Consider the following 25,815-nt stretch of genomic DNA (forward strand, 5'->3'; position numbering starts at 1 on the left):
GTCATGCCCCTGAGTTACCCGCTTGCGGCAAAGCAAATGGGGAATCACTTTGCCATGACGGACGTCTCCTCGGATCTCGTTTTTCGCCGCGGCAAGGAAGTTGGAAAGGCCGTCTACCAGAACCGCCCGCTGTCGCAGGCCGGCCTTTCCGAACGACTGTTTGCGCTGCTGTTTTCCGGCCTCGTCTATCCGCAGATCTGGGAAGACCCTGAAGTCGACATGGAGGCCATGCAGCTTGGCCAGGGCCACCGCGTCGTCACCATCGCCTCCGGCGGCTGCAATATCCTGGCCTACCTCACCCGCTCGCCTGAACGAGTCGAAGCGGTCGATCTCAACGCCGCCCACATCGCCTTGAACCGGATGAAGCTGGAGGCGGTGCGCCACCTGCCTTCGCAGGGCGATCTGTTCCGCTTCTTCGGCGCCGCCGACACCAGCCACAATTCGGAGGCCTATGACCGCTTCATCGCGCCGCATCTCGATCCGGTCAGCCGCCACTATTGGGAGCACCGCAACTGGCGCGGCCGCCGGCGCATCACCGTCTTCGACCGCAATTTCTACCAGACCGGCCTGCTCGGCCTGTTCATCGCCATGGGCCATCGCACCGCCAAATTCTTCGGTGTCGACCCCGCAGGGATCATGGCGTCGAAGTGCATCGCCGACCAGCGCCGCTTCTTCAACGAAGAGCTGGCGCCGGTCTTCGACAAGAAGCTGTTGCGCTGGGCTACCTCGCGCAAGGCTTCGCTGTTCGGCCTCGGCATTCCGCCGGCGCAGTACGATTCGCTGATCACCTCGGGCGATGGTTCGATGGCCAGCGTGCTGAAGGCCCGGCTGGAAAAGCTCGCTTGCGATTTTCCGCTGAAGAACAACTACTTCGCTTGGCAAGCCTTCGCCCGTCGCTATCCCAATCCGGGTGAGGCCGCCCTGCCCGCCTATCTAGAAGAGGCCAACTACAAGGCGATCCGCAACAATGTCGATCGCGTCGGCATCCACCACGCCAATCTGATCGAATTTCTGGCCGGCAAGGACGCAAGCACCGTCGATCGTTTCGTCCTGCTCGACGCGCAGGACTGGATGACGAACGACCAGCTCAATGCCCTTTGGTCGGAGATCACCCGCACCGCCTCGGTCGGCGCCCGAGTCATCTTCCGTACCGCCGCCGAGCCCAGCCTGCTGCCGGGCCGCGTCTCGATCTCGCTGCTCGACCAGTGGACCTACGAGGACGAGGCCTCGCGCGACTGTTCGGCCCGCGACCGCTCGGCCATCTATGGCGGCTTCCACCTCTATGTGAAGCGCGCGGCATGAGCGCGAGCGAGCTGCCGGCCGACCATGCCGAACTGATGGACGGCGTCTATCGCTGGCAACGCCATATCTACGACCTGACCCGCAAATACTATCTGCTTGGCCGCGACCAGATGATAGCCGGGCTGGATGTGCCGGCGAATGGCAGAGTGCTCGAACTTGGCTGCGGCACCGGCCGCAACATCGCGCTTGCCGCCCGCCGCTATCCCGACGCCCGCCTCTACGGCCTCGACATCTCGGCCGAGATGCTGGAGACGGCGAGCAAGGCGATCGGCCGCGACGGCCTGTCCGGCCGCGCCGTGCTGGCGCGCGGCGACGCCACCGATTTCGACGCCAAGACGCTGTTCGGCGTCGAGCGCTTCGACCGCATCTTCGTGTCCTATTCGCTGTCGATGATCCCCGGTTGGGAAAAGACGGTTTCGGCAGCCCTTGCGGCACTCGCGCCCGGCGGCTCGCTGCATGTCGTCGATTTCGGCCAGCAGGAAGGCTTGCCCAACTGGTTCCGGACATTGCTGCGCGGCTGGCTCAAGAAATTCCATGTCACCCCACGTGAATCATTGCGCGAAGTCTTGGAATCGGAATCTCGGCGAACCGGCGCAAGCTTCTGTTTCCGCGCGCTTTATCGCGGCTATGCCTGGCTGGCGGTCGTCAAGATCGCGCACTCTTACCTCCCCCTCGATGGGGGAGGTCGCGCTGAAGGCGCGGGTAGGGGTGAAGTGCCAGGCACCCCGCCCGGCGCTACGCCCCCGCCCTCCCCATCAAGGGGAGGGTAAAGGGAGCTAGCGCAGTGCCTTCATCAGCGCGCCGACCATCACCTGCGGCCGGTAGCCGAGCTTGGCCGGCGTCAACCCCAGCCGCACCACCACCAGTTGCTCCGACGGGATGATGGCGACCGTCTGGCCGTCATGGCCCTCCATCCAGTAGGTATCGTTGGGCAGGCCGGCGGCGACGCCGGCGCCGGGATTTCCTTCGTCCCCCGGGGCTTCGATCCAAAGTTGCCCCTTGCCGTAGACTTTCGAGGCCGGTGCCGGTTCGCGCATCCAGTCGACGAAACCGGCCGGCAGGATCTGGTTGCCGTTCCAGACGCCGCCCTGCAGCAGGAATTGGCCGAACCGCGCCCAGTCATGCCCCGTGGCATAGAGGTAGGATGAGCCGACAAAGGTACCCTCCTCGTCGGTTTCGAGCACCGCGCTTTGCATGCCGAGCGGCCCGAACAGCGCTGCCCTTGGCCACATCAGCGCCTTGTCCTTGTCGCCGATAGCATCCTGCCACAGCCGCGACAGCATCACCGCCGTGCCGCTCGAATAGGAAAAGACCTTGCCGACGTCGCCGGTCAGCGGCTTGGCCTCGGCGAAGCCCGCCATATCCGGTTCGAGGTAGAGCATGCGCGTCACATCGGCAACGTCGCCATAATCCTCGTTGAACTCGAGTCCGCTCGACATCGCCATCATATCGGCAAGGCTGATGGCGGCGCGGCCGTCCGCCTTCCATGAGCCGAACAGGCCCTGATTGGTCACCGCCATCTTGCCGTCCTTGACCAGCGTGCCGACGAGCGCGGCGTTGACTGTCTTGGTCATCGACCAGCCCAGCAGCGGCGTTTTCGCCGAAAAGCCGTCGCCATAACGCTCCGCAACAATGCGGCCATTTTTGACCACCACCACGGCGCGCATGCCGATGCCGGTCATCGCCGCACCGTCGAGGATCTTGTTGATTTCGGGATTTTGCGAGGCATCGACTCGATCTCCCTCGGGCCACAGATCGCCCTTGGTGGCCGCCGACGCCTCGGCAGGGATTGACGTGCGCCGTGCCTTGCCGACGTCGCCATCAGGAACCGAGGCGCAACCCAGGCCGGCGCGCGCAACGGCAACGCTCTTGCCGAGGAAGCCAAGCAGCCCGGCCGAGACGGTCCCCCTGTTCTTGTCGACCGACACCTTCATCAGCCTGAGAAGCGGATGGCCGGGCGCCTGCACGTCGATGGCAAGCACCTCATTGGGATCACGGCCGGCGATAAAAACATTCGAGCAGACAATCTTGGCGGAATAGCCGGAACCGACGCGGATCAGTTCGGGCGGCGCGACGTAGAGCCAGGTAAACAGGGCGGCTATGGCCAACACGACCAGGCCGAGCAGCCATTTGATGATCTTCACGGCGATCCGCATCTTTCCGTCCCTGCTTTTCCGCTGCCCGTGGCTTGCGGCCCGATTTATGTCATCGATTTGCCGCCATTGCTTCCGCAAAATCGGTGTTCTTGTCGAGCGCCGTCAACCTGTTATCAACCATGATCGGCGATCACTGGTGCATGTCGCCCAAAAGTGCGCAGCGGTTTTGGAACAACGACATGCACGAAAATAGCGTATCAGGCGATGCTGTGGGGCGATCGCCTGAGGGGCACCTGCAACGACAACCCAACAGCGACCGGCTGATTCCGGCTCGGGAAATGCGATGCGCCGTTTCGCGGCCCTCATCACGTTGACGCTGCTGGCCGCCTGCTCGACCGCCGGCGATCTCGTGCCCTCGATGTCGCCATCCAGCAGCCCGACGGTTGCCGTGCGTGCACCGCGTTTCGAAGACTCCAAGCCGCATGAATGGGATAGCGGCGCGCCTTGGAACTATGCCGTTCACGGCACCGACGTCTCCAAATACCAGACCTCGGTCGACTGGCCGACGGCCAAGGCCAGCGGCATCTCCTTCGCCTTCATCAAGGCGACCGAGGGCGGCGACCGTTTCGACGAGTATTTCAACGAGCATTGGTCGCGCACCAAGGCCAATGGCATTCCGCGCGCGGCCTACCATTTCTTCTATTTCTGCACGCCTGCCGCCACCCAGGCGCGCTGGTTCATCCAGAACGTGCCCGTCGACCGCTCGGCCATGCCGCCGGTGCTCGACATGGAGTGGAACCCGCAATCGCCGACCTGCCGGCTGCGCCCGGATTCAGCGACGGTGCGGGCCGAAATGACCACCTTTCTCGAGATGATCGAGTGGCACTATGGCAAGAAGCCGATCATCTACACCTCGGTCGACTTCTTCGACGATAACGACCTTGCGACCTTCCGCGGCTATCCCTACTGGCTGCGCTCGGTGGCCGGCCACCCCCGCCAGAAGTACGGCAGCCACCCTTTCACCTTCTGGCAATACACCGGAACCGGTATCGTGCCCGGCATGAACGGCAAGTCCGATATCAACGTCTTCAACGGCACTGAGGCAGCCTGGAAAAAGTGGCTGCGGCAGAACACCCGTTGACACCGGCTCTGCCGCCTGCTTTTCGACGTCCCATGCGCACCTACCTGCAGCCACTGGGATATTTACGCCGGAAACAGTCGAAGAGCCGCCTGCGCTCCGGGCTGCTCGCGGCCCTGCTGCTCGGCGCTACGGCGATGCCGGCGGCGGCGCAGGAATGCGGCGGCGACTTCGAAACCTGGAAGCAAGGCGTGGCGGCGGAAGCCAAGGCAGCCGGTGTCGGCGCTGTCGGCCTTAACGCGCTGGAGGCCGCCACCATCGACGACAAGGTGCTCGCGCGTGACCGCGCCCAGGGCGTCTTCGCCCAGACCTTCATTCAGTTCTCCAACCGCATGATCTCGGCCTACCGGCTGAAGCAGGGCGCGGCCAATCTGAAGAAATACGCCGAAATCTTTGCGCGCGCCGACCAGCAGTTCGGTGTCCAGGCGCCGATCATCACCGCCTTCTGGGGGCTGGAGACCGATTTCGGCGCCGTACAGGGCGATTTCCACACGCTGAGCGCCTTGGTGACGCTGTCGCATGACTGCCGCCGCCCGCAGCTGTTTCGGCCGCAACTGCTGCCGCTGTTGACGCTGATCGATCGCGGCGTCGTTCCGGCCGACGTCACCGGCGCCTGGGCCGGCGAGATCGGCCAGACCCAGATCCTGCCTTCCGATTATCTCGCGCGCGGAGTCGACGGCGACGGCGACGGCATCGTCGACCTCAGGCGCAGCGTACCCGACGTGATCATGACCACGGCCAACAAGGTGCTGTCGCGCGGCTGGAAACGCGACCAGCCCTGGATCGAGGAAGTGCGCGTGCCCGAGGACATGCCCTGGGAGCAGACCGGCCGCACCAACAAGTTGCCGCTGTCGCAATGGGCCGCCTGGGGCGTCACCAATCCCGATGGCACGCCGCTGATCGACAATGGCCTGAAGGCCGGCCTGGCGCTGCCGATGGGCCGCAAAGGTCCGGCCTTCCTCGCCTACGACAATTTCGACGTCTATCTCGAATGGAACCAGTCCTTCACCTACGCGCTAACCGCCGCCAACTTCGCCAGCCGGCTGGCCGGGGCACAGCAGTTCGACCCGCGCAATCCCGAAACCGGGCTCAATGGCGACCAGATGAAGGAATTGCAGACCAAGCTCGAAGCCAGGGGCTATGACGTCGGCACCGTCGACGGCATTCTGGGCACCAACACCCGCGAAGCCATCCGCAAGGAACAGATGCGGCTCGGCATGCCGGTAGACGGCTGGCCGACGCCGGAGCTTTTGGGGAAACTGTGAGTAGAATCTGTCCAAGCTGGGTTCCTTATTCCCTACTCCTTGCCCGGACGAAGTCGATAAATGCCCGCAAAGCCGGGGGGACGTGCCTCGAACTCGGGTGATACAGGAAGAAGCCTGGAAAGCTGGGCGACCAGGGCTCTAGAAATCTCATCAGCCTGCCCGCATCGATCCAGGACTGGACCTGATAGTCGATCATGTAGGCAACGCCTGCTCCACCCAGTGCCGCGTTCAGCATCAGCTCGGTGTCGTTGACAGTCAGGCTGCCCTCGACGGCGATTTCCAGAGACCGTTTGCCGCGCGCGAACTCCCATCGATAGAGGTTGCCGCCACCAGGCCACTGGAATTTTATGCATTGGTGCTGATGCAACTCCTGCGGATGGCGCGGTATGGCCCGGTTTTCGAGATAGACGGGAGCGGCCACCGCCGCCATCTGCAAATCCCCGCTCAGTTTCACTGCCACCATGTCCTTCTCCAGCCGCTCGCCAAGCCTGATTCCGGCATCGAACCGTCCTCGAACAATGTCGGTCAGCGTATCGTCGACGATGACGGTCAGCGCGATATCAGGATAGGCGCGTTGGAAGTCGCCAAGGATCGGGCCGATGAACCGCACCGCGGCAACACGCGGCACGTTTATTCGTAGCGAACCCGCCGGTCGATCACGCGCGGCATGAATGTCCGCTACGGCGCCCTCTAGCTCTTCGAACGCAACGGCAAGGCGCGCAAACAGCGTCTCGCCGACACCAGTGGGTGAAACACTACGCGTCGTGCGATTCAGCAACCTGACGCCGATGCGAGCCTCCAGTTGCCGGATCGACTGGCTGAGCGCCGGCGGGGAAACACGCAGCCGGGCGGCGGCGCGGACGAAACTACGCTCTTCCACGATTGCGGCGAATGCCTTGAGCTCGGCGAATTCAGAACCGCGCATTGTGTATTCCTAGATTAACACGCTAGTCAGATAATAGGCCATTATCTGATCAGTTGCATGGCCCTATTTCTCGACTAGCGGACCCGTCGGATGAAACCGGCACTGGCCTGAATGATTGAAGGAAACGTATCATGCCCAAGTCCTTGCAAGGCAAAACCGCACTCGTCACCGGCAGTTCGCGCGGCATTGGGCGAGTCATCGCCGAAGGCCTCGCCTCCAAGGGCGCTGCCGTCGTCGTCAACTATGTCGGCAACCACGAAGCCGCTGACGAGGTCGTGGCCGCCATCGCCGGCAAGGGAGGAAAGGCGATCGCCGTCCAGGCCGACATATCAAGCGTCTCGGATATTCATCGCCTGTTTGACGAGGCTGAGAGTGAGTTCGGCGCGATCGACATCGTGGTTGCCAATGTCGGCGTCGCCGTCATCAAGCCTCTGACCGAGGCAACCGAAGCCGATTTCGACCATGTCTTCGGCACCAATGCCAAGGGCACGTTCTTCGTGCTTCAGGAAGCAGCGCGCCGTGTGCGAAACGGCGGCCGCATCATCGCGGTCTCCACCGGCGGCACCAAGATGTTCTTCACGCAAACGGCGCTCTATCTCGGCAGCAAGGGCGCCGTCGAACAATTCGTTCGTGTGCTCTCGCGTGAACTCGGACCGCGCGGCATCACCGTGAATGCGCTGTCGCCTGGCTTCACCGACACGGACCTGCTTCCCGAGCGCGATCGCGCCGTGGCGGCCGGCATGTCTCCATTTGGCAGGATCGGCGCGCCCCGCGACGTTGCCGATGTCGCGGTCTTCCTGGCCAGCGACGAGGCCCGCTGGCTGACCGGCGAGAATATCCAGGCCGGTGGCGGGGTCGCTTAGTCCGCCATCGTCTCCAGGCTGGCGAATCCCTGCGGCGCATCGCCTTCGTCAAACGGTGTCGTCACCTCGACAAATGTGTCGGGATAAAAACCGTTGAAGCGGGTTCTCAGCGACAGCGAATAGGCGCCGATATGGCCGATCTCGATCCAGTCGCCGGTGTCGACGGTTTCCGGCAGCCAGAACGGCCGCGACAGGATGTCGACGGAATCGCAGGTCGCGCCGCAGACCTTGAACGGCACGATGTTCTTCTCCTCGCCATTGCGCGAACGGATCGCCGGATCGGGGATGAAGCGGGCCGGCAGTGTGATCTTGCCGGTCCAAGAATCCGACAGCGACGCCCAGATGCCGTCATTGATGTAGAGCCGCTTGCCCTTGCGCAGCAGCACCCGCACGATCAGCGACAGGCAGCGCGCCACGATCACCCGGCCGGGCTCGGCCACCAACGGGATCTGGTCGAACTGGTATTCCCTCAGGTCGCCCGACAGCCGCGACATGATCTGGCCGAGCGACGGCATCTCGAGCTGCTTGCGATTGGGGTCATGGCCGTACTCGGCGGGAAAGCCGCCGCCGACATCGAGCCCCGCAATGTCGAAGGTCAGCCGGTTGCGCACCCAATCGGCGGAGGCCAGCGCCCGTTCATAGGTGTCGGGATCCTCGATCTGGCTGCCGACATGGAAGCACAGGCCGACCTTGTAGCCGGTGCGGTTGAGCCGCTCGGCGAGTTCCACCGCATAGGCCGGCCCGGCGCCGAATTTCTTCGACAGTTCATAGGCCGCCGAACCCTTGGTCTGGATTCGCACGAACACGCTGATGGAGCCCGGATCGATGTCAAGCGCCCGCACCACCCGCGTCAGCTTGGTGATCTCGTCCTCATGGTCGAGCGAAATGACCCGGATGGCGTATTTTTCCAGCGCAAGCTTGATGTCCGACTGCGCCTTGACCGGATGCATGTAGAGCATCTCGGCGTCGGGTGAGACGGCGCGCACTGCGGCGAACTCGCCGGGCGAGGCCACATCGAAGGCGGTGACGCCGGCTTCGACCAGCGCCTTCAGCACGATCTGCTCGCCATTGGTCTTGACTGCGTAGGCGGTCTTGCCGGGAAACATGCCCATGAACTGTTTGGCATCCGCCTTCAGCACCTGCGGGCGAAAGCAGTAGACCGGATCGTCCGGCCGAAGCGCCAGCGCCGCCTCGCGGGCATTCTCGAATCGCTGCATGGACGAATCCCCTGACTTCTCGGCTGCGCACAATTAATCCAAGCTAGCGGCCAAAGAAAACAATTCTGTGTCTGGCGGGCACTGACCCAGCGGCGCACCCTCCTGGCAGCACTGTTGCCAGCAATCAGGTTTCGGGTGGCTCTTGTCGCCGGACCCGATATGCCTTCTGCCTGAGTGGCTGGCATTGATGCCGCGGGGAAGGACGTTCACGATGGCAATAGCCACGACAGCCGTGCAGCGCGGACCGATGACGCTGAGGGACTGGGGACAGCTTCTGCTGCTCGGCGCCATCTGGGGCGGCTCGTTCTTCTTTGCCCGCATCGCCGTTGCCGAAATGCACCCGCTGGTGCTGGTGCTGTTTCGCGTTGCCATCGCGGCCATCGCACTTCAGCTCTATCTCGGCATTCGCGGTCCGTCCTTCCGCCTCGCCTTCCCGCATGCCGGCCTGTTTTTCCTTTTGGCGCTCGCCAACAATGTCGTCCCGTTCTCGCTGATCTTTGCCGGCCAGACCGCGCTTGGCGCCGGCGTCGCCTCGGTGCTCAATGCGACGACGCCGTTCTGGACGCTGATCCTCGCCAACGCGCTGACAGCGGACGAAAAGCTCTCCTGGAACAAGCTTGCCGGCATCGGGCTCGGCATCGCCGGCACCGCTGTCATGATCGGCCCCGGCCTGCTGGCCGGGCTCGGCGGCCCGGTCTGGGCGAAATTCGCGCTGATCGGCGCCTCGCTGTCATACGCCGTCGCGCTGATGATTGCCCGCCGCTTCAAGGGCGTGCCCTCGCCGGTCATCGCCACCGGACAATTGACGGCGTCGACCATCATCATGATCCCGGTGGTGCTGCTCACCTATGGCCCGGCCGGCCTGTTCTCGGCCTCGCCGCCGGTCTGGACGGCGGTGCTGGCGCTGGCGCTGCTCTCCACCGCCTTCGCCTACATCCTCTATTTCAACCTCGTCGCCTCGGCCGGCGCCACCAACGCCTCGCTGGTCACCCTCATCGTCCCGGCCAGCGCCATCCTGCTCGGCCTCCTGTTCCTCGGCGAGCGGCTCGCTCTGTTCGAGTTCTGCGGTATGGCACTGATCGCGCTTGGCCTGGTGACGATCGACGGGCGGTTGTTTGGTCGGCGCTAATGCCTGTCGACCAAAAGTGCGCAGCGGTTTTGGAACAACGACGCGCTTTAGGTCTGGTAGCGCTGCCATGCCTCGCTTTCGCCACGGCCGCGTCACAATTTATTCACAGGCTGCCAGCGGCTTTTGCCGAAGAGTTTCAAGGCTTAACGACAGGTGGCAGGTCGCAAATTCCACAATCGCGTCGCATTGCAGCATATTTTCCGCTTGCCTGTGGCACAAATGCCCCTAGACTCCACCCATAGCTCTTGAAGAGGAGACTATGACATGGGACTTACGAGGCCAATCAACGCATTGATGATCTGTGCTGCATTTGCCTTCATTGGCGCCCTTATCATAGGTGTTCTTCCGTAACCGCCGGAGCGGAAGAACAGCAGCAATAGCCCACAAATTCGAAAGGCCGGGTGTTTCGCCCGGCCTTTTGCATTTCAGATTTCATACCACGATGAAGCTCAGGCGGCGGCGGATCCAGCTGCCTCTGTTTCATGGGAGCGGATGCCGATCATATGGCAGATGGCAAACACCAGGTCGGCCCGGTTCATGGTGTAGAAATGGAAGTCGCTGACGCCGCGCTCGACGAGATCGAGCACCTGCTCGGCCGCCACGGCAGACGCCACGAGCGCATGCGTCTGCGGATCGTTGTGCAGCCCTTCGAAACGCTCGGCCAGCCATGCCGGCACCAGCGCGCCGCAGCGCGCCGAGAAATTGGCGACCTGGGTGAAATTGTGCACCGGCAGGATGCCAGGCACGATCGGGATGTAGATGCCGGCACGGCGCGCCTTCTCGACATAACGCTCGTAGAGATCGTTGTCGAAGAAGAACTGGGTGATCGCCCGCGTCGCGCCATTATCCGCCTTGCGCTTCAGCATGTCGAAGTCGGTGGCGAAGTCGGGGCTTTCCGGGTGCTTTTCGGGATAGGCCGAGACCGAGATGTCGAAATCGCCGGCGTCCTTCAGCGCTCCGACAAGTTCGGCGCCATTGGCATAGCCATCGGGATGCGGCCGGTAGGCCGTACCGACACCCGCCGCCGGATCGCCGCGCAACGCAACGAAGCGCTTCACGCCCATGTCGGCGAATTCGCGGACGACGGCGTCGACCTCATGGCGGGCGGCGTCGACGCAGGTCATGTGCGCCGCCGGCGTCAGCGTCGTCTCGTTCAGGATGCGCTTGATCGTGCGGGCCGTGCGCTCACGCGTCGAACCGCCGGCGCCATAGGTCACCGAGACGAATCTCGGCTTCAGCGGCTCCAGCCTGGTGACGGTGTCCCAGAGCCTGGCTTCCATCTCGTCGGTCTTCGGCGGGAAGAACTCGAAGGAGACGCGGACCTTGTCGCCAATGTCGGGACGGCGGGAAAAGCGGAACTGGTTCATCAGGCGATTTCCCCCATAGGGTACGCTTTGGTGGGTTGGGTGTCATTTGAAGGCTCGGCCATCAGCATGCGGCGGTCGCGGCCGAGCCACAGCTTGACGGTGAGCCTGGCTTCGTTGCCGCCGCGCGGCTCGAATTCCTGGGCATCCTCGAGATCGAGCCCGGCATCGGCAAACCATTCGGAGATCTGGCGGTCGGAAAAGCCCAGCCTGACATGCGCATGCTGGTCGCGCAGGAATTCCAGTGCATGCGGCGCGAAATCGACGATCACCAGCCGGCCCGACGGGCGCAGCAGCCTTGCCGCCTCGCGGATGGCGCGGGCGGGATCGTCCAGATAGTGCAGCACCTGATGGATGGTGACGAGGTCGAAGGCGTCGCGCTCGACCGGCGGCGCGAAAATGTCGCCTTGGCGGACCTGGGCATTGGCGATGCCTGCCTTGTCGAGATTGGCCCGCGCCACCGTCAGCATTTCGCGCGACATGTCGATGCCGACACCGCGCCGGTAGAGCGGCGAAAATATCTCCAGCAGCCGCCCGGTACCGGTGCCGAGGTCTAGCATCGACTGGAATGGCCGCTTGCCGACCAGCTTGAGGAGTGCGGCTTCCACCGCGCGGTCCGGCACATGCAGCGAGCGGATGTGATCCCAGCTGGCGGCGTTCTCGGAGAAATACTCGGCGGCACGGTCCTGGCGCTTGCGCTTGACCGATGCCAACCGCTCGAGATCGCGCTCGACCTGTGGATCGGCGCCGCGAATGCCAGAGACCAGCCCCATGACGAAGTCGCGCGCGGAATCCGTATCCGACAGCCGGAAGAAGGCCCACGAGCCCTCCTGGTAGCGGCCGATCAACCCGGCCTCCAGCAGCAGCTTCAAATGCCGCGACACCCGCGGTTGCGACTGGCTGAGGATCTCGGTGAGGTCGGACACGGTGAGATCGCCGCGCGACAGCAGCGCCAGGATGCGGAGCCGGCTCGATTCGGCCGCAGCCTTCAACGTATCAACCATCGTATCGAGCGAAACATGCATCGGCGCGTTCTCGTTGAAAAAGATATAAACATATGTTTATGTCAGCTTTGACGACATGGCAAGGCCTATGTCGCTTCCTGACAAGAAAATGCCGCACACATGATCCCCGCCTGAGAGAACCGCTTTTCCCTGACGATCGGCTGGAAACTTGTGCTAGGGCGAAAGCCATGTTCGAGAAGCGCGACGGCGAAAAGCTCCTGCAGACTGACCCGGCTGACATGCCGGCGGATGGCCATATCGTGTTCATCGGCCGCATCGCCTCGCCATGGACATCCAGGCAAACCTGCCCAAAGAACATGCGCGCGGCGCGCGAGGCCGGACAGGCGGCCACGGTTCTCATCGACCCTGCCTATCGCGACGGCCTGCTTGCGCTGGAGCGGGCCAGCCACATCGTCATCCTGTCCTGGCTGCATCACGCGCCGCGGGCACTGATTGTCCAGAGACCCCGCCATGCGGCTGAGCCGAAAGGCGTTTTCTCGCTGCGCTCCCCTGCCCGGCCGAACCCAGTCGGGCTGCATATCGCCGGCCTGATCGCCGTCGACATCGACCACGGCCGCATCGCCATCGACGCCATCGATGTGCTCGAGGGCACCCCGGTGATCGACATCAAGCCCTATTTCGCCTCGACCGACGCCTTTCCCGAGGCGACCATTGCCGGGCGTGACGAAAAATGAGCGCGCCCACCGGCCGCCGCCGCGCCATCGCCAAGGCGCTGACCGCACTGCTGCCCCTGGCGCCCTATGCCGATATGGAGAAAATCCGCACCGAGGCCGGCGCCGTGCACATGAAGACGCTGCCGCCGGGCATCGCGGTCTGGCTGGCGACGATCGCCCATATCAGGCACGGCCATACCGACTATGAAAAGCTGCTGGCCGAGGGCTATGACCGCGACTCGGCGCGGTTCTTCGTCATCGAGCAAACAAACATGGTGCTGACCCGTTGGCGCGCCACGCGCCTGCTCGATGCAGAGGACGAAGAGGAATAACTTCAGCTACCGTCGCTTCAATACGGCAACCGCATTGTAGGGCTGGCCGTCGGCCTGGCCAACCCAGGTCCAGGACAGGTTCCCTTTGAAAAATCGGACGGTGATGCCGCCACCGTCGATGCACTTGTCCTGGCCGTAGCTGATGTTTTCCCGGTATTCCGCCGAACTGTCGTCGCGAGAAATCTGGGTCAACGATCCGCCGCAGCCGAGCGACGGATAGTCGATCGACGCGGCGCCATCGCCGATTGTCATTGCGATCGCCCAATCGGCGCCGGCAGCCCCGGCCGGACTTTGATGACCGCTGCCGGTCCAGACGCCGTTGAGCCCCGCCGCGTTGACCACGCAAGGCACGTTCTGAAAGATCGGCGTCAGCTCGCTGCCCATCTTCTCGCAACGATAGGTCTGGCCGTTCTGGCACAGCGCCTCGCCCTCGCGAGCGCATTGCGCGAAGGCATGGCCAGTGACGAAGACGAGGAAAATTGCAAAGCTGATGGTCCGAAAAGATCTGCCCATTTTGCCCCTCCCGGCCGGATATTTTCAAGCCGGACCATAGGGCATATCGAATGTGCTACCTAGGACAAACAGCGATGGTTGGGTGGCCCTATGCCGCCTGCAGGGGACCACTAGCTTGAATCTGCCGCATCAAGCCGAAGGGACCAATCGCCATGAACCGAAGCGCAGCAGCCGGTAGCATTGTGCCATTGCCGGCTTTGTCGGATCGCCATATCGATCCGCATTCCTATCCCGACGGCATCGCCTTTCTCGATGGTCAGTATCTGCCGATGTCGCAAGCCAAGATCTCGGTGCTGGATTGGGGCTTTCTGCATTCCGACGCCACCTACGACACCGTGCATGTCTGGGACGGGAGCTTCTTCCGACTCGACCTGCATCTCGACCGCTTCTTCGCCGGCTTGCAAAAACTGCGCATGACGATCCCGTCCGACCGCGATGGTGTGGCCGAGATTCTGCACAATTGCGTGGCGCTGTCGGGCCATCGCGCCGCCTATGTCGAAATGCTGTGCACACGCGGCGCCTCGCCGACCTTCAGCCGCGATCCGCGCCAGGCGGTCAACCGCTTCATGGCCTTCGCAGTTCCCTTCGGCTCGGTCGCCAATGCCGAGCAGTTGCGGCGCGGCCTGCATGTCGCCATTAGCGACAAGGTGCGCATTCCGCCGGTCTCGATCGATCCGGCGATCAAGAACTACCACTGGCTCGACCTCGTGCGCGGCCTCTACGACGCTTATGACCGTGGGGCCGAAACCGCATTGATTCTCGACTTCAACGGCAATGTCGCCGAAGGCCCCGGCTTCAACGTGTTCTGCGTCAAGGACGGCAGGCTGTCGACGCCAGCCGCCGGCGTGCTGCCCGGCATCACCAGGCGCACCGTCTTCGACCTCTGCGCCGAGGCAGCGCTTCCCACCACGGCCGTCGACGTCAGCGTTGCCGCGCTGAAGGCTGCCGACGAAGTCTTCATCACTTCCACCGCCGGCGGCATCATGCCGGTGACAGTGATCGACGGCGCTGCTGTCGCCGACGGCAAGATAGGCGGGATCACAAAGCGCTTGATGGCGCTCTACTGGCAAAAGCATGACGACCCGGCCTGGTCGAGCCCGGTGCGCTATCCCTGACCGGCGAAGGTCCTGCTCCACACGATGACGTGACCAAAAAGATTCCCCCTCGCCTCTGGAAAATCGCTCGACGCACCGTATATCGCGGAAGCGGAGAAGCCTCCGCTTCCCAGTTCACGGCCCGCATGGGCAAGGATTCCACGTCATGACAAGCAAGGTTTGGTTCATCACCGGATCGTCGAAAGGCTTTGGCCGAGTCTGGGCCGAGGCCGCACTCGCTCGCGGCGACCGTGTCGCCGCAACCGCGCGCGATGCCGGCACGCTCGCCGATCTCGTCGCGAAATACGGCGATAATGTCGCCGCGATCAAGCTCGACGTCACCGACAAGAAGGCTGTCGAAGCGGCCATCGCCGAGGCGCACAAGCGCTTTGGCCGGCTCGACGTCGTCATCAACAATGCCGGCTATGGCCATTTCGGCGCCATCGAGGAAGTCAGCGAACAGGAAGCCCGCGACCAGATCGAAACCAATGTGTTCGGCGCGCTCTGGGTCACCCAGGCGGCTTTGCCGATCATGCGGGCGCAGGGCTCCGGCCACATCATCCAGATCTCGTCGATCGGCGGCGTCAACGCCTTTGCGTCGCTCGGCCTTTACCATGCCTCGAAATGGGCGCTCGAAGCCTTCAGCCAGTCGCTCAGCATCGAGGTCGCCGAATTCGGCATCCATGTGACGCTTGTCGAACCGGGCGGCTTCTCCACCGATTGGTCCGGCGCCTCGGCCAAGGTCTCCAAAGCGATCGAGGCTTACGCGCCGGCCCGCGCCAAGATGGCGGAACGCCGCGCCAACTCGGTCGCCGGCGACCCCGAGGCCACCGGACCGGCGATGCTTGAAATCGTCGACGCGGCCGAGCCGCCGCTGCGCGTCTTCTTCGGCGATGGCGGCCTGCCGATGATCAAGCAGGAATACGCCAACCGCATCGCGCTGTGGGAAAAGTGGGACCACGTTTCCGTCGAGGCGCAGGGCGCCAAGAAGAACCGCAAGGCGGCCTGAGCGCGTCTTGAAATCCGGCTGCGTCGCCCCGGCGGCGCAGCCCGTGCCCTAGCCCGGTACTAGGATCGATAAATCCACTGCTCGGGCACGCGCACCGAGATCTCTTCCCCTGTTGTCATACGACCCGGTTTCTCGACCCAGGCAACGAGGCCGCGCAGCCGTTTCGCCGCCTTCGGGAAGGCCAGCGCGCCGGCCTCCCGATCGGCCATCCCGGCGTTTTCGGCGATCGAACGTCCAGCAAGCCGGCAAGGCCCGTTCTGCGCATCGACCTTGATCGTCACGCCACCTCTAAAGAACAGCAGCGTGCCTGACGGCAGCATCGAGAGATGCGGCACGCCTTCGATCAGCAGATTGGCGCCGATCCATTCCGGCTTGACCTCGGCCAGCCCCATCCGCTCGGCAACGACGGCGAGTTCATCCGCTGCTACGATTGATATCTGCCGCTCGTTGCGGATTTCGGTGCCGCGCGGATACCAGGGTTCGCGACCGCCGGAACGACGGGTGGCGCCGGCGTGGAAGTCGCCGTCGATGCCTTCGAAACCGAGTTGCAATCCTTCCACTGGGCGCGTCTGGAAGTGATTCGACGGTGCGGCGTAGAGCGCCGTCACCCTGGCTACGAGTTTTCGCGCTGAAATGATCTCGATCGGAGCCTCAGGGAAAAGATCCAGCATGGCTTACTCCTTGTGCAAGGTCGCATTAGCGATAGCCATGAGCCCGGTCCAGTCCAAAGCAATGATGATCCGATCAAGCGGGCTGATGGCAGCCGATCACGATCTTCTTACCGCGGATCGCATATCCTATCGTACTGCGCCGCATTGCCGCCGTGCTGCACCGGCCTCATGGTGAGACAAGTCTGCGGAGGTTTCCATGCGTCCCGGGACTGCAATCGCGCTGCTTTGGCTGATCTGGGTCGTGTCCTGGTTTCTAGCCGCCTTCTGGGCCGACCCGGCGAAAAAGCGTGCCGGCATCCAGGAGGAGCTTCGCTATCGCGCTTTGTGGTTGATCGGCGCGGTGCTGCTGTTCATTCCCGCGCATGGCTATGCCGGCCGGCTGCGATTCTGGTTTCCGACCCTTGCCGAAGCGTGGATCTGCGCAGGGCTTGTTGCCGTTGGCCTGTTGTTCGCCTGGTGGGCGCGGTTGCATCTCGGCCGTCTCTGGTCGGCTTCGGTGACGGCCAAGGCCGAGCACCGTGTCGTCGACACCGGTCCCTACAGAATGGTCCGCCACCCGATCTATACCGGACTGCTTCTGGCGATGCTTGCCACAATGGCGGCCAAAGGCACGGTCTGGGGAATCGCCGGCGCGATTCTTCTCACCATCGGCATCGTCATGAAGGCAAGGCTGGAGGAACGCTTTCTGCGCGGAGAACTCGGCAACGCCTATGACGATTATGCCCGCAGCGTACCGATGCTGGTGCCGTTCATGCCGGCCTGATTACAGCATCTGCAAAAGCGCGCCGCCGATCGAATAGCCGGCGCCGAAGGCGCACAGCACGCCGAAATCGCCGGGCTTCATGTCGGCGTGGTTTTCCGACAGCGCGATGATGGCGCCGGCGCCGGCGGTGTTGCCGAGCCGCTCCAGCACCATCGGCGCGCGGTCGTGGTCGACCTCGTGGCCGAAGGCCAGTTTCAGGATCATGGCGTTCATGCGCGCATTGGCCTGATGCAGCCAGAAGCGCCTGATGGCTTGCGGCGTCAGCCCGTGCTCGGCGAGGAATTCGACAATGAATTTGTGGCCGGCGACGGTGACTTCCTTGAACACCTTGTTGCCGACCTGCTTGATCAGATTGCCTTCGAGGTTGATCATGTAAGGATCGTCCTGGGCGGTGCGGGTGTGATAGCCCAGATTGGTGCGGATATTGTTCGACATCTGCGTCCAGGTGCGCGTGTCCAGCACCTCGAAGCGCCCCGGCCGCTTCTCGCCCCTGGCCAGCCCCTCGACCACCATCGCCACCGACGCATCGCCGAAGATGAAATGCGTCTGCCGGTCGCGGAAATTGAGATGGCCGGTGATGATCTCCGGCGTGACCACCAGCACGCGTTTGTGCGCGCCCGCCCGCACCAGATTGGCCGCAATGTGCAAGGCGGCCGCGGCCGATGAACAACCAAGCCCCATATCGAAGCCGGCGCCCTTGGTGCCCAGCGCCTCCTGCATTTCGATGGCGATCGCCGGATAGGGCCGCTGCTGGTGCGAGGCCGAGCAGATCACCAGGTCGATGTCGGACGGCTTCAGGCCGGCATGGTCGAGCGCCTTCCTGGCTGCGGCGACGCCGAACTCGGCCTGCAGCGACAGCGCATCGTCGGGCCGCGCCGGAATGCGCGGCGCCATGCGGGTCGGATCGAGAATGCCTTCGCGCTCGATCACATGCCGGGTCTGGACGCCCGAGGCATGGACGATGAAGGCGCTGTCGGATTTCTGCAGCAGCGTCTCATCCGTGCCTTGCCGGCGTGCATTCTCGGTGTCGACCCAGGCATTGAAGCTGGCGACCAGTTCTTCATTGGTGATCTTGGCTTCAGGGATTTCAACGCCAATGCCGCTGATGATGACGCGATGCATATCCAGTCCGTCCATGCGCAGGCGTTGTCGTTCTCATGTGAACGACGAAGGGGCGCGACACAACACTTTTCTCACCCCACCGGTTTACGCCGGCTTAAACCATAGGCTGTGGCCGGATGTCATCGGGAGTGCTAGCCGGCCCGCTTGGCGACGATGAAGATACGCGGAAAGCGCAGCAGCACCTTGCCGTTTGCGGTCTTCGGATAGGCCGCGGTGATCTTGGCCGTGTAGCTGTCGAGGAAGGTCTTGCGCTCGCCGGCGTCCAGCGGATCGAGGAAAGGCTTCAGCCCCGTCGACTTCACCCATTCGACGACCGCCTCGGCGTCGGTCAGCGGATGATTGTAGGCTGTATGCCAGATATCCACCCGGTCGGAGAGCGGCGACAAGAGATCATAATAGAACGACACCGCCGGCAGCGGTCCGCGCGCAGCACCTGCCATCTTGGCGGCGAACGGCATTTCGGCGGCCGTCTCGCGCATCACCTGATGCGACGGCTCAAGCAGATTGTCGGGCATCTGGACGGCGAGCGCGCCACCGGGGGCGAGAAAGCCCATCAGCCGCTGGAACTCTACCGGGTGGGTGGGCAGCCACTGGAATACCGCGTTGGCGAAGATGACGTTGACCGGCTCGGCCGGTCGCCATGTCGAGGCATCGGCGAGGTCGAAATTGACGCTGGGCAGGCGCGCCTTCGCCTTCTCGATCATGTCGGGAGAGGTGTCGAAGCCGCTGATATCAGCATCCGGCCAGCGCTCGACCAGCAGCTCGGTCGAATTACCCGGGCCGCAGCCGATGTCGACCACCCGGCGCGGGAAATCCACCGGCACCTGCGCAACAAGATCGCGCGCGGGCCGCGTGCGCTCATCCTCGAATTTCAGATATTGGGCGGCTGACCAGTCGGTCATTCAAGCTTTCCTCGTATCGGTTGAGAAATTCGTCGCCCCGGTTGCTCCCTTACCGCGTCAACCTCTTGTACGTCATCCTGTGCGGGTTGACGGCTTCGGGGCCGAGACGACGGATCTTGTCCTGCTCGTAGTCCTCGAAATTGCCCTCGAACCATTCGACATGGCTGTCGCCCTCGAAGGCGAGGATGTGGGTGGCCAGGCGGTCGAGGAACATACGATCGTGCGAGATGATGACCGCGCAGCCACCAAAATTTTCCAGCGCGTCTTCGAGCGCCGCCAGCGTTTCGGTGTCGAGATCGTTGGTCGGTTCGTCGAGCAGCAGCACATTGCCGCCGGTCTTCAGCATTTTTGCCAGATGCACGCGGTTGCGCTGGCCGCCGGAGAGGTTGCCGACCTTCTGCTGCTGGTCGCCGCCACGGAAGTTGAACGATGCGCAATAGGCGCGGGTGTTGGCCTCGAACTTGCCGAGCTTGACCACTTCGGCGCCGCCCGAGATTTCTTCCCAGACGGTCTTTGACGGATCGAGCGCATCGCGGCTCTGATCGACATAGCCGAGCTTCACCGTTTCGCCGATGCGGACAGAGCCGGCATCCGGCGTTTCCTGGCCGGTGATCATGCGGAACAGCGTCGTCTTGCCGGCGCCGTTCGGGCCGATGACACCGACGATGCCGCCCGGCGGCAGCTTGAATTCCAGGCCTTCGATCAAAAGCGTGTCGCCAAAGCCCTTCGACAGGCCTTCCGCCTCGATCACCACATTGCCGAGCCGCTCGCCATGCGGAATGACGATCTGCGTATCGCTCGGCCGCCGCTTGTCGGCTGCATCCAGCAGGTCCTGGAACGCCTGGATACGCGCCTTGGACTTGGTCTGGCGGGCTTTCGGGCTGGACTGGATCCACTCGCGTTCGCGACCGATGGCGCGCTGGCGGGCGTCGTCCTCGCGACCTTCCTGCTTGAGGCGCTTGGCCTTGGCTTCGAGGTACTTGGTGTAGTTGCCCTCATAGGGAATGCCGCGGCCGCGATCGAGCTCGAGAATCCATCCGGTGACATTGTCGAGGAAATAGCGATCGTGGGTGATGATCATCACCGCGCCGGGATAGGCGCGCAGGTGTTTTTCCAGCCACGCCGTGGTCTCGGCGTCGAGATGGTTGGTCGGTTCATCGAGCAGCAAGAGGTCGGGCTGACGCAGCAGCAGCTGGCAGAGCGCGACGCGGCGGCGCTCACCGCCCGAAAGCTTGGTGACCTCGGAATCCTTGGGCGGGCAGCCCAGCGCTTCCATCGCCATCTCGACCTGCTGTTCGAGATCCCACAGGTTCAACCGGTCCATCTCGTCCTGGAGCTTGGCCGACTCGTCAGCCGTCTCGTCGGAGTAGTTCATCATCAATTCGTTGTAGCGCTCGATGATGGCGGTCTTGGCGGCGACACCTTCCATGATGTTCTCGAACACCGTCTTGTTGGCATCGAGCGCCGGCTCCTGCGCGAGATAGCCGACGGTGGCGCCTTCGGCGAGCCACGCTTCGCCGTTCCACTCCTTGTCGAGCCCGGCCATGATCTTGAGGATCGTCGACTTGCCCGAGCCGTTGGGGCCGAGGATGCCGATCTTGGCGTCGGGATAGAAGGAGAGATGGACATTCTCAAGCACCTTCTTGGTGCCATAGGCCTTGTTGAGGCCGGCCATGTGATAGATGAACTGGCGTGCCACGCGCGCTTTCCTTGATGATTGACCGAAATGTCGGATTGAATGGAGGTTGGCCGCTATGTAGGCGATGCCGGGCCGAACGGCAATCGCTTTTGCCATTTCAAGCCGGGTGTACACCGCACGTTAAGTTTTCCGCCGGTTGTAGGGAGCGTTGAAATCCCCGGTTAACCCTTCAGCGTCAAAACAGGATCGATCGCTGGCCTGTCGCGATCGAAAGTAAAGATCGGACCGAAGGTAGTGCTGAACAGTTTCCTGCTCCTTGCCGAAGCGGTCGTCTACTTCAGCGTCATGGTCACGCTGTTCCGCTTCAGGGATCGCATCGGCCTCGGCGTCTTCGTCTGCGCGCTGGGCGCCATGCATTTCCTCGAAACCTATCTCGCCAGCGTCTTCTATGTCGCCCTGCCCTTCGGCATGGTCTCGCCAGGCTCGGCGGTGCTGTTTTCCGGCAAGCTGGTGATGCTGCTTCTCCTCTACATGAAGGAAGATGCGGCCACGGTGCGCCAGCCGATCTATGGCCTTTTGCTCGGCAACGCCTTGATGATCGGGCTGGTCCTGATCCTGCGCCTGCACGATATTTCAGCCCTTTCCGACGGCAAGCTTCCCGATATCGGTTTCATCGACCAGTTGGGCTGGCTGATGGTGTGGGGCACGACGCTGCTCTTCATCGACGCCATCCTGATCATCCTGCTTTACGAAAAGCTCGGGCGTTATCTGCGCAAGGCGCCGTTCTCCCGCATCCTGATTTGCGTCGCCTGCGTGCTCACCTTCGACCAGGCCGGATTTTTCACCGCCCTGCATTTCGTCGCAGGCGCACCGATTGCGGTCTTCTTCGGCGGCTGGTTGGCCAAGATGGGTGCCGCTTTTGCCTACAGCGCCATGCTTGTCGCCTACCTCAGATGGTTCGAAACGCGTCAGGTCGTGGCACCCCGCGGGCTGTCCGACGTCTTCGACACGTTGACCTATCGCGAGCGCTACGAAGCCCTGGTCGAACATGTCGGCCGCGACGGCCTCACCGGCCTGTTGCACAGGGGACGCTTTGACAGCGACGGCGAACGTCTGGTTGCCGTCAGCCTGCGCACGGCCCAACCGCTCAGCCTGCTGATCGTCGACGTCGACCATTTCAAGTCGATCAACGATCGCTTCGGCCATGCCGAGGGCGACAGGGTGCTGAGATCGATCGCCCAGGTGCTGACCCAGGCGGCCGGCGCACACGATCAGGTTTTCAGGATCGGCGGCGAGGAGTTCGCCATCCTTTGCTCGCAGCCGCATGCGGTCGCCAGGTTGCTCGGAGAAAACCTCCGCCAGGCCGTCAAAGCGTGCGTAAACCGGTTCGACATCAGCGTCAGCGCCGGCATCGCCACTGTCGATGAGACCGTAGGCTCGCTTGCCGATCTCTTCGCCCTTGCCGACGAGCGTCTCTACAGGGCCAAGTCCACCGGGCGTGACCGCGTCGTCGGCGAAGCGCATGACGATGCCGAAGACCTAACTGCGTGGACATTGCCCACGCGTGGCGTCAGCGGATAAGGCTGTCAGCTCCGCTTGCGCTGCTGCAACGCGCCGACCGCAACTGAAACGGCTATCAGCGCGATGGCCAGCCATTTCAGCACGGTGATGATCGGACTGGCATCGATGTCATAAGCGATGAACAACAGAATGCCGGGCACCAGCAGGCCGCACATGACCAGCATGATGCGGTTGATCTGCCAAGACACTTTTGCTGCCAGCGCTTCGTCACCGGCTTCGCCGACAAGACCGGCGCGCATCTCCCGAGAGATGGCCAACGCGCTCGACAGGCGCATGGAGATCGGCAAGCCGAGCCCGATTATGAGGAAGGCACACGCCGCCAGCAGAGCCGAGAATTTGAGCGCGCTGGTGTCGGCCGGCACCGGAAACAAAAGTGTCGCCAGCGGCAGGAAGACACAGACGATGCCGAGCGCGGCAATGGCGATGAAGATCGCGGCATTGACCCAAGTGAACAGCTGGTAGCGGCTTGCCCCGATCGGCGCGGCAAGCACGCGCATGCGCGCCCACTCGGCATCGGTATAGGAAAAGCCCGGCCATTCCATGCGGCCGTCTTTAATGGCGGTCATCCCCCTGGCCCAGAAAGCCAGCCGCGCCAGCGCGCCTGATGTCATGCCACTCATCGCCACCCCCGCCGAATGAAACACATCCAGACCATATCACCGCGTCACTGCCAAGCGACAGACGGATATCCTACTGGAACCCGGCCGCATCGACCGAGCCCTTCGGACAGCCCGCCTTGGTCGTCGGCGCCGAGGCGAGCATGAGAGTGCCCAGCGAACTGTCGGGGCCGATCGGGCCGGTCAGGCCGAGCGTCAGCTCGCCGATCAGCCGCCTGCCGCTCGACGGATCGACCAGGCAGGAGACACGCACCCGCGCGCCCGACCCGGCGCCGAAGGCGCTGTCGAAGGCGCTGCGGATCTGGTCCGAAGTCAGCTGCTTGCCGACATTCCTGGTGAAGAGCTCGCGCACCGGCGAGGCATTCACCGCCCGCATCAGGTTCAGCGCCTCGGCAAAATACTCCTGCTGGCTCTTGCCGTAGCAGGTGCCGTGCTTGATCCATTCATGCCGTTCGAGCTTGGAGGCGGTGCCCGGCATAACCTGGTCGAGCTCGGCGCGCGTAGCGGCATCGAGATCGACCGGCGGCAGGTCTGCCCAATGGGCCGGATTGTCATTGGCCTTGTCGCTCGCCGGCACCTGGCAATAGAAATTGCCGTTCGGCTGCGGCCAGAGCCCATGCAATGTGAAATGCGACGCGTCGAAGCCGCCCGCCGTCTGCGCCTGGCATTCGGGCTTGCTCGACTTGGTTTCGCAGAAGGCCGGCTGCCAGCTCAGCGCGAAAACATATTCGGGTTTTCCTGAAGCCGGCGCCGCAGGCTTGCCCTGATCGGCGGGCGCGGCCGGCTGGGCGGCTGCGCTGCCGCCGGTGACATGACCGCAGCTGATCTTGACCCAGCGACGCTCAGGATCGGCGCCCGGCACGCGGATGAGGTAATGCGTCGGCGCATCCTTGTTGCCGGCCAGGAGGTCGTAGCTCTGTCCAGCCGTTGTCGCGATATTGCCGGGGTTCTTGCCGCTCTTGATTGCCTGCGTTGCTGGACAGGCAGCATCGGCCACGAAGGAGCCGCTCATCTTCACATCGGCGCGCGCTAGGCCGACACCGGCCAGCGCCACCAACACCGCACCCCATATCGCCGATATCCGCATTCCAGCACTCCTAGCGTTTCATAGCGCAAGCTAGAAACGTGTGACATGTCAGAATTACGATTTCTTTCGTCCGCCGCAAAAAACAATCGCTCGGTCGATCAGACCCCGCCCTCCTCGACCCGCTTCGTCAACATACGCAGCAGATCAAGCGCGGTCTCAAGCACGCGAGGCTCGATGCCCTCGCTGATGCGGTTGGCCCAGACATGCTGGCGCGTGCCGATATCCCTGATCGCGGCCCGGCCCGCATCGGTCATCGCCAGGAGCTTGGCGCGGCGGTGCGCCGGGTTGTCCGCATAGGCGGCGAGCCCTTCGGCGGCCAGAATGTCGGCAAGGCGCTGCACGCTCTGGCGGGCAAGCCCCATGTGGCGGGCAATGTCGGCAACCGATTTCGGCTCCTTCAGCACCGCGCCCAGAACCTGCCAGCGCGCCGCCGTCAACCCGGCAGGCTCCGCCAGCCGGTCGGCCGCGTCGAGAAACCCGCCATTCAGCCGGAACACGGCAAGCACCAGTTCGGTGAGCACATCTCCGGCTTCGGTCCTGCTTGTCATTTCTGGCCGGCCTCGATGGTGGAAACGAAAGTGTTGACGGCTTCAGCCACCGCCTCCGGCTTGTCAAGCATCACCCAATGGCCGGAACCGGCGACGGTTCTGTGGCCAATTCCGCTGCGCAGCCGAAACAGGGCCGCCGCATTGTCATTGGCCTCCGTGGCCAGCACGAAGATCGGCCCGTGATAGGCGTCGAGCGTCGGTTCGGGATTCCATTCCGCCAGCGCCTTGCCGACGCCTGCCCGAGCCGCCGGATCGACCACCGCCGCATCGGCGATGACCTGTTTGCGGACATCTGGGTTGGAGCCGGCGATCGAGGTGTAATAAGCGCTCAGGACATCGCCGCCGTTTGGCCCCGCCAGATCGCGCACGAACCCGTCGCGAATCTCTTTGGGCAGGGCGCGCGGATCGGTCGCCGGATCGACCAGCAGGATGCCGGCAACACGGTCGGCATGGCCGGCGGCATAGGCGAGCGCGGCCCCACTGCCGCCGCTATGTGCAACGAGGACAAACCGCTTCAGGCCGAACGCATCGGCCACCGCACCAATATCGTCGGCACGGCCGTCATAGCCGTAGTCGGCATCAGCTGCAGGCGCCGATGCGCCATGGCCGCGAAAATCGAAGGCGACCGCCTCACGGCCACCTGCGGTGAGCTGCATCACCCGGTTCCACTGTGTGGCGCGGCTGCAGTCGCCATGCGCGAACAGGATCGGCAGGCCGTCGCCGGATTTGATGTCGTAGCCGGCAAGCTGGCCCTGCGGGCCGGCAATGGTTGAGGTCTTCATGGTCATCTCCCTGGTCTGGCTGGAAGCAATGCCGGGCAGGAGCATTGCGGATGAAAGGCTCGCCAGCAGAAACGCGCGGCGCGAAACGGTCGAAACGGTTTTCATACTCATGTTCCCGATGTAATTTGACAGTATGCTGTCATATAACCAAATTGACAGCAAGCTGTCAATAGTGACC

The 25,815-nt window shown here is 63.4% G+C and carries 25 protein-coding genes and 1 pseudogene; 12 read left to right on the forward strand and 14 right to left on the reverse strand.

From position 1 onward, the window contains the following. Positions 1-3 precede the first annotated feature (3 nt). Together NLY36_RS04955 and NLY36_RS04960 are read left to right on the forward strand one after the other, a co-directional pair. A complete protein-coding gene (locus NLY36_RS04955; protein ID WP_031249185.1) occupies positions 4-1,302 on the forward strand; it encodes a BtaA family protein in 1,299 nt (432 codons plus the stop codon). Then, positions 1,299-1,955 (forward strand): annotated as a pseudogene (locus NLY36_RS04960) (class I SAM-dependent methyltransferase); the annotation flags it as partial. The gene NLY36_RS04955 and the pseudogene NLY36_RS04960, both read left to right, overlap by 4 nt. Before the next feature lie 123 nt (positions 1,956-2,078). Here NLY36_RS04960 and NLY36_RS04965 read toward each other — a convergent pair. Further along, positions 2,079-3,458 (reverse strand): serine hydrolase domain-containing protein, encoded by a 1,380-nt coding sequence (locus NLY36_RS04965; protein WP_023690860.1) that lies wholly within the window; start codon positions 3,456-3,458, stop codon positions 2,079-2,081. 283 nt (positions 3,459-3,741) lie between these two features. Here NLY36_RS04965 and NLY36_RS04970 point away from each other — a divergent pair, with 283 nt between their 5' ends. Both NLY36_RS04970 and NLY36_RS04975 read left to right on the forward strand, forming a co-directional pair. Then, a complete protein-coding gene (locus tag NLY36_RS04970) occupies positions 3,742-4,539 on the forward strand; it encodes a glycoside hydrolase family 25 protein (protein WP_023735975.1) in 798 nt (265 codons plus the stop codon). 32 nt (positions 4,540-4,571) lie between these two features. After that, positions 4,572-5,801, forward strand: coding sequence for a lytic murein transglycosylase (locus NLY36_RS04975; protein WP_023690859.1), 1,230 nt, complete (start codon positions 4,572-4,574; stop codon positions 5,799-5,801). A gap of 25 nt (positions 5,802-5,826) precedes the next feature. On the opposite strand, the gene NLY36_RS04980 is transcribed toward NLY36_RS04975, so the two are convergent. Next, the gene (locus tag NLY36_RS04980) at positions 5,827-6,726 is read right to left on the reverse strand and encodes a LysR family transcriptional regulator (RefSeq protein ID WP_023697030.1); all 900 of its coding nucleotides are present in this window, start codon (positions 6,724-6,726) and stop codon (positions 5,827-5,829) included. A gap of 131 nt (positions 6,727-6,857) precedes the next feature. Between NLY36_RS04980 and NLY36_RS04985 the strand changes: the two genes are divergently transcribed. Then, positions 6,858-7,589: an SDR family oxidoreductase gene (locus tag NLY36_RS04985; RefSeq protein ID WP_023712423.1), complete on the forward strand. Its 732-nt coding sequence runs from the start codon at positions 6,858-6,860 to the stop codon at positions 7,587-7,589. On the opposite strand, the gene NLY36_RS04990 is transcribed toward NLY36_RS04985, so the two are convergent. Further along, entirely contained in the window at positions 7,586-8,806 is a 1,221-nt protein-coding gene (locus NLY36_RS04990; RefSeq protein WP_023697033.1) for an alanine racemase, read from the reverse strand. The two genes, NLY36_RS04985 and NLY36_RS04990, sit on opposite strands and share 4 nt — an antisense overlap. Before the next feature lie 211 nt (positions 8,807-9,017). On the opposite strand from NLY36_RS04990, the gene NLY36_RS04995 reads away from it, so the two are divergent. Beyond that, positions 9,018-9,935, forward strand: a complete 918-nt coding sequence (locus tag NLY36_RS04995) for a DMT family transporter (protein ID WP_023682155.1) — start codon at positions 9,018-9,020, stop codon at positions 9,933-9,935. A 449-nt stretch (positions 9,936-10,384) separates the two neighbouring features. On the opposite strand, the gene metF is transcribed toward NLY36_RS04995, so the two are convergent. Continuing rightward, the gene (metF, locus tag NLY36_RS05000) at positions 10,385-11,302 is read right to left on the reverse strand and encodes a methylenetetrahydrofolate reductase [NAD(P)H] (RefSeq protein ID WP_023682156.1); all 918 of its coding nucleotides are present in this window, start codon (positions 11,300-11,302) and stop codon (positions 10,385-10,387) included. Further along, entirely contained in the window at positions 11,302-12,324 is a 1,023-nt protein-coding gene (locus tag NLY36_RS05005) for an ArsR/SmtB family transcription factor (RefSeq protein ID WP_023735976.1), read from the reverse strand. Before NLY36_RS05005 ends, metF begins: the two co-directional genes overlap by 1 nt. A 167-nt stretch (positions 12,325-12,491) precedes the next feature. On the opposite strand from NLY36_RS05005, the gene tsaA reads away from it, so the two are divergent. Both tsaA and NLY36_RS05015 read left to right on the forward strand, forming a co-directional pair. Further along, positions 12,492-12,998, forward strand: a complete 507-nt coding sequence (gene tsaA, locus NLY36_RS05010; protein ID WP_023735977.1) for a tRNA (N6-threonylcarbamoyladenosine(37)-N6)-methyltransferase TrmO — start codon at positions 12,492-12,494, stop codon at positions 12,996-12,998. After that, positions 12,995-13,309 carry a DUF2293 domain-containing protein gene (locus NLY36_RS05015; protein WP_023668245.1) on the forward strand — a complete coding sequence of 105 codons (315 nt, stop codon included), beginning with the start codon at positions 12,995-12,997 and terminating at the stop codon, positions 13,307-13,309. Before tsaA ends, NLY36_RS05015 begins: the two co-directional genes overlap by 4 nt. A 6-nt stretch (positions 13,310-13,315) precedes the next feature. Here NLY36_RS05015 and NLY36_RS05020 read toward each other — a convergent pair whose 3' ends face one another. Next, positions 13,316-13,822, reverse strand: coding sequence for a hypothetical protein (locus NLY36_RS05020; RefSeq protein ID WP_023735978.1), 507 nt, complete (start codon positions 13,820-13,822; stop codon positions 13,316-13,318). A 152-nt stretch (positions 13,823-13,974) separates the two neighbouring features. Between NLY36_RS05020 and NLY36_RS05025 the strand changes: the two genes are divergently transcribed. After that, positions 13,975-14,937: a D-amino acid aminotransferase gene (locus tag NLY36_RS05025; protein ID WP_023668243.1), complete on the forward strand. Its 963-nt coding sequence runs from the start codon at positions 13,975-13,977 to the stop codon at positions 14,935-14,937. A gap of 145 nt (positions 14,938-15,082) precedes the next feature. Continuing rightward, a complete protein-coding gene (locus tag NLY36_RS05030; protein WP_023729364.1) occupies positions 15,083-15,925 on the forward strand; it encodes an SDR family oxidoreductase in 843 nt (280 codons plus the stop codon). 59 nt (positions 15,926-15,984) lie between these two features. On the opposite strand, the gene NLY36_RS05035 is transcribed toward NLY36_RS05030, so the two are convergent. Continuing rightward, on the reverse strand, positions 15,985-16,596 hold the full coding sequence (locus NLY36_RS05035) for an MOSC domain-containing protein (RefSeq protein WP_023735979.1): 612 nt from the start codon (positions 16,594-16,596) through the stop codon (positions 15,985-15,987). Between the two features lie 196 nt (positions 16,597-16,792). Between NLY36_RS05035 and NLY36_RS05040 the strand changes: the two genes are divergently transcribed. Beyond that, positions 16,793-17,359, forward strand: a complete 567-nt coding sequence (locus NLY36_RS05040; RefSeq protein ID WP_023668240.1) for a methyltransferase family protein — start codon at positions 16,793-16,795, stop codon at positions 17,357-17,359. On the opposite strand, the gene NLY36_RS05045 is transcribed toward NLY36_RS05040, so the two are convergent. The 3 genes from NLY36_RS05045 to ettA all read right to left on the reverse strand — a co-directional run bounded on the left by NLY36_RS05045 (position 17,360) and on the right by ettA (position 21,082). Beyond that, positions 17,360-18,481: a beta-ketoacyl-ACP synthase III gene (locus NLY36_RS05045; RefSeq protein WP_023697038.1), complete on the reverse strand. Its 1,122-nt coding sequence runs from the start codon at positions 18,479-18,481 to the stop codon at positions 17,360-17,362. Between the two features lie 131 nt (positions 18,482-18,612). Beyond that, the gene (gene tam / locus NLY36_RS05050; protein ID WP_023735980.1) at positions 18,613-19,383 is read right to left on the reverse strand and encodes a trans-aconitate 2-methyltransferase; all 771 of its coding nucleotides are present in this window, start codon (positions 19,381-19,383) and stop codon (positions 18,613-18,615) included. A 49-nt stretch (positions 19,384-19,432) separates the two neighbouring features. Next, a complete protein-coding gene (gene ettA / locus NLY36_RS05055) occupies positions 19,433-21,082 on the reverse strand; it encodes an energy-dependent translational throttle protein EttA (RefSeq protein ID WP_023688009.1) in 1,650 nt (549 codons plus the stop codon). Positions 21,083-21,316: 234 nt separating this feature from the next. Between ettA and NLY36_RS05060 the strand changes: the two genes are divergently transcribed. Next, a complete protein-coding gene (locus tag NLY36_RS05060; RefSeq protein ID WP_023705571.1) occupies positions 21,317-22,603 on the forward strand; it encodes a GGDEF domain-containing protein in 1,287 nt (428 codons plus the stop codon). A 5-nt stretch (positions 22,604-22,608) separates the two neighbouring features. On the opposite strand, the gene NLY36_RS05065 is transcribed toward NLY36_RS05060, so the two are convergent. The 4 genes from NLY36_RS05065 to NLY36_RS05080 all read right to left on the reverse strand — a co-directional run bounded on the left by NLY36_RS05065 (position 22,609) and on the right by NLY36_RS05080 (position 25,742). Then, positions 22,609-23,223, reverse strand: a complete 615-nt coding sequence (locus tag NLY36_RS05065; RefSeq protein ID WP_031194875.1) for a hypothetical protein — start codon at positions 23,221-23,223, stop codon at positions 22,609-22,611. Between the two features lie 70 nt (positions 23,224-23,293). Then, positions 23,294-24,307: a ribonuclease T2 family protein gene (locus tag NLY36_RS05070; RefSeq protein ID WP_023735981.1), complete on the reverse strand. Its 1,014-nt coding sequence runs from the start codon at positions 24,305-24,307 to the stop codon at positions 23,294-23,296. A gap of 98 nt (positions 24,308-24,405) precedes the next feature. Further along, positions 24,406-24,855, reverse strand: coding sequence for a MarR family winged helix-turn-helix transcriptional regulator (locus NLY36_RS05075; protein WP_023714791.1), 450 nt, complete (start codon positions 24,853-24,855; stop codon positions 24,406-24,408). Further along, complete coding sequence (locus NLY36_RS05080) at positions 24,852-25,742, reverse strand: alpha/beta fold hydrolase (RefSeq protein WP_023735982.1); 891 nt, start codon at positions 25,740-25,742, stop codon at positions 24,852-24,854. The genes NLY36_RS05075 and NLY36_RS05080 overlap by 4 nt, the downstream gene beginning before the upstream one ends. Between the last annotated feature and the right edge of the window lie 73 nt (positions 25,743-25,815).

This window comes from Mesorhizobium sp. C399B, from assembly GCF_030323185.1.
Taxonomy (GTDB): Bacteria; Pseudomonadota; Alphaproteobacteria; order Rhizobiales; family Rhizobiaceae; genus Mesorhizobium.

Excerpts from the sequence above, each read along its gene's own strand:
- NLY36_RS04955 (WP_031249185.1), top strand. The coding sequence starts at position 4 with ATGCCCCTGAGTTACCCGCTTGCGGCAAAGCAAATGGGGAATCACTTT.
- NLY36_RS04965 (WP_023690860.1), bottom strand. The coding sequence starts at position 3,458 with ATGCGGATCGCCGTGAAGATCATCAAATGGCTGCTCGGCCTGGTCGTG.
- NLY36_RS04970 (WP_023735975.1), top strand. The coding sequence starts at position 3,742 with ATGCGCCGTTTCGCGGCCCTCATCACGTTGACGCTGCTGGCCGCCTGC.
- NLY36_RS04975 (WP_023690859.1), top strand. The coding sequence starts at position 4,572 with ATGCGCACCTACCTGCAGCCACTGGGATATTTACGCCGGAAACAGTCG.
- NLY36_RS04980 (WP_023697030.1), bottom strand. The coding sequence starts at position 6,726 with ATGCGCGGTTCTGAATTCGCCGAGCTCAAGGCATTCGCCGCAATCGTG.
- NLY36_RS04985 (WP_023712423.1), top strand. The coding sequence starts at position 6,858 with ATGCCCAAGTCCTTGCAAGGCAAAACCGCACTCGTCACCGGCAGTTCG.
- NLY36_RS04990 (WP_023697033.1), bottom strand. The coding sequence starts at position 8,806 with ATGCAGCGATTCGAGAATGCCCGCGAGGCGGCGCTGGCGCTTCGGCCG.
- NLY36_RS04995 (WP_023682155.1), top strand. The coding sequence starts at position 9,018 with ATGGCAATAGCCACGACAGCCGTGCAGCGCGGACCGATGACGCTGAGG.
- metF (WP_023682156.1), bottom strand. The coding sequence starts at position 11,302 with ATGAACCAGTTCCGCTTTTCCCGCCGTCCCGACATTGGCGACAAGGTC.
- NLY36_RS05005 (WP_023735976.1), bottom strand. The coding sequence starts at position 12,324 with ATGCATGTTTCGCTCGATACGATGGTTGATACGTTGAAGGCTGCGGCC.
- tsaA (WP_023735977.1), top strand. The coding sequence starts at position 12,492 with ATGTTCGAGAAGCGCGACGGCGAAAAGCTCCTGCAGACTGACCCGGCT.
- NLY36_RS05015 (WP_023668245.1), top strand. The coding sequence starts at position 12,995 with ATGAGCGCGCCCACCGGCCGCCGCCGCGCCATCGCCAAGGCGCTGACC.
- NLY36_RS05020 (WP_023735978.1), bottom strand. The coding sequence starts at position 13,822 with ATGGGCAGATCTTTTCGGACCATCAGCTTTGCAATTTTCCTCGTCTTC.
- NLY36_RS05025 (WP_023668243.1), top strand. The coding sequence starts at position 13,975 with ATGAACCGAAGCGCAGCAGCCGGTAGCATTGTGCCATTGCCGGCTTTG.
- NLY36_RS05030 (WP_023729364.1), top strand. The coding sequence starts at position 15,083 with ATGACAAGCAAGGTTTGGTTCATCACCGGATCGTCGAAAGGCTTTGGC.
- NLY36_RS05035 (WP_023735979.1), bottom strand. The coding sequence starts at position 16,596 with ATGCTGGATCTTTTCCCTGAGGCTCCGATCGAGATCATTTCAGCGCGA.
- NLY36_RS05040 (WP_023668240.1), top strand. The coding sequence starts at position 16,793 with ATGCGTCCCGGGACTGCAATCGCGCTGCTTTGGCTGATCTGGGTCGTG.
- NLY36_RS05045 (WP_023697038.1), bottom strand. The coding sequence starts at position 18,481 with ATGCATCGCGTCATCATCAGCGGCATTGGCGTTGAAATCCCTGAAGCC.
- tam (WP_023735980.1), bottom strand. The coding sequence starts at position 19,383 with ATGACCGACTGGTCAGCCGCCCAATATCTGAAATTCGAGGATGAGCGC.
- NLY36_RS05065 (WP_031194875.1), bottom strand. The coding sequence starts at position 23,223 with ATGAGTGGCATGACATCAGGCGCGCTGGCGCGGCTGGCTTTCTGGGCC.
- NLY36_RS05070 (WP_023735981.1), bottom strand. The coding sequence starts at position 24,307 with ATGCGGATATCGGCGATATGGGGTGCGGTGTTGGTGGCGCTGGCCGGT.
- NLY36_RS05075 (WP_023714791.1), bottom strand. The coding sequence starts at position 24,855 with ATGACAAGCAGGACCGAAGCCGGAGATGTGCTCACCGAACTGGTGCTT.
- NLY36_RS05080 (WP_023735982.1), bottom strand. The coding sequence starts at position 25,742 with ATGAAAACCGTTTCGACCGTTTCGCGCCGCGCGTTTCTGCTGGCGAGC.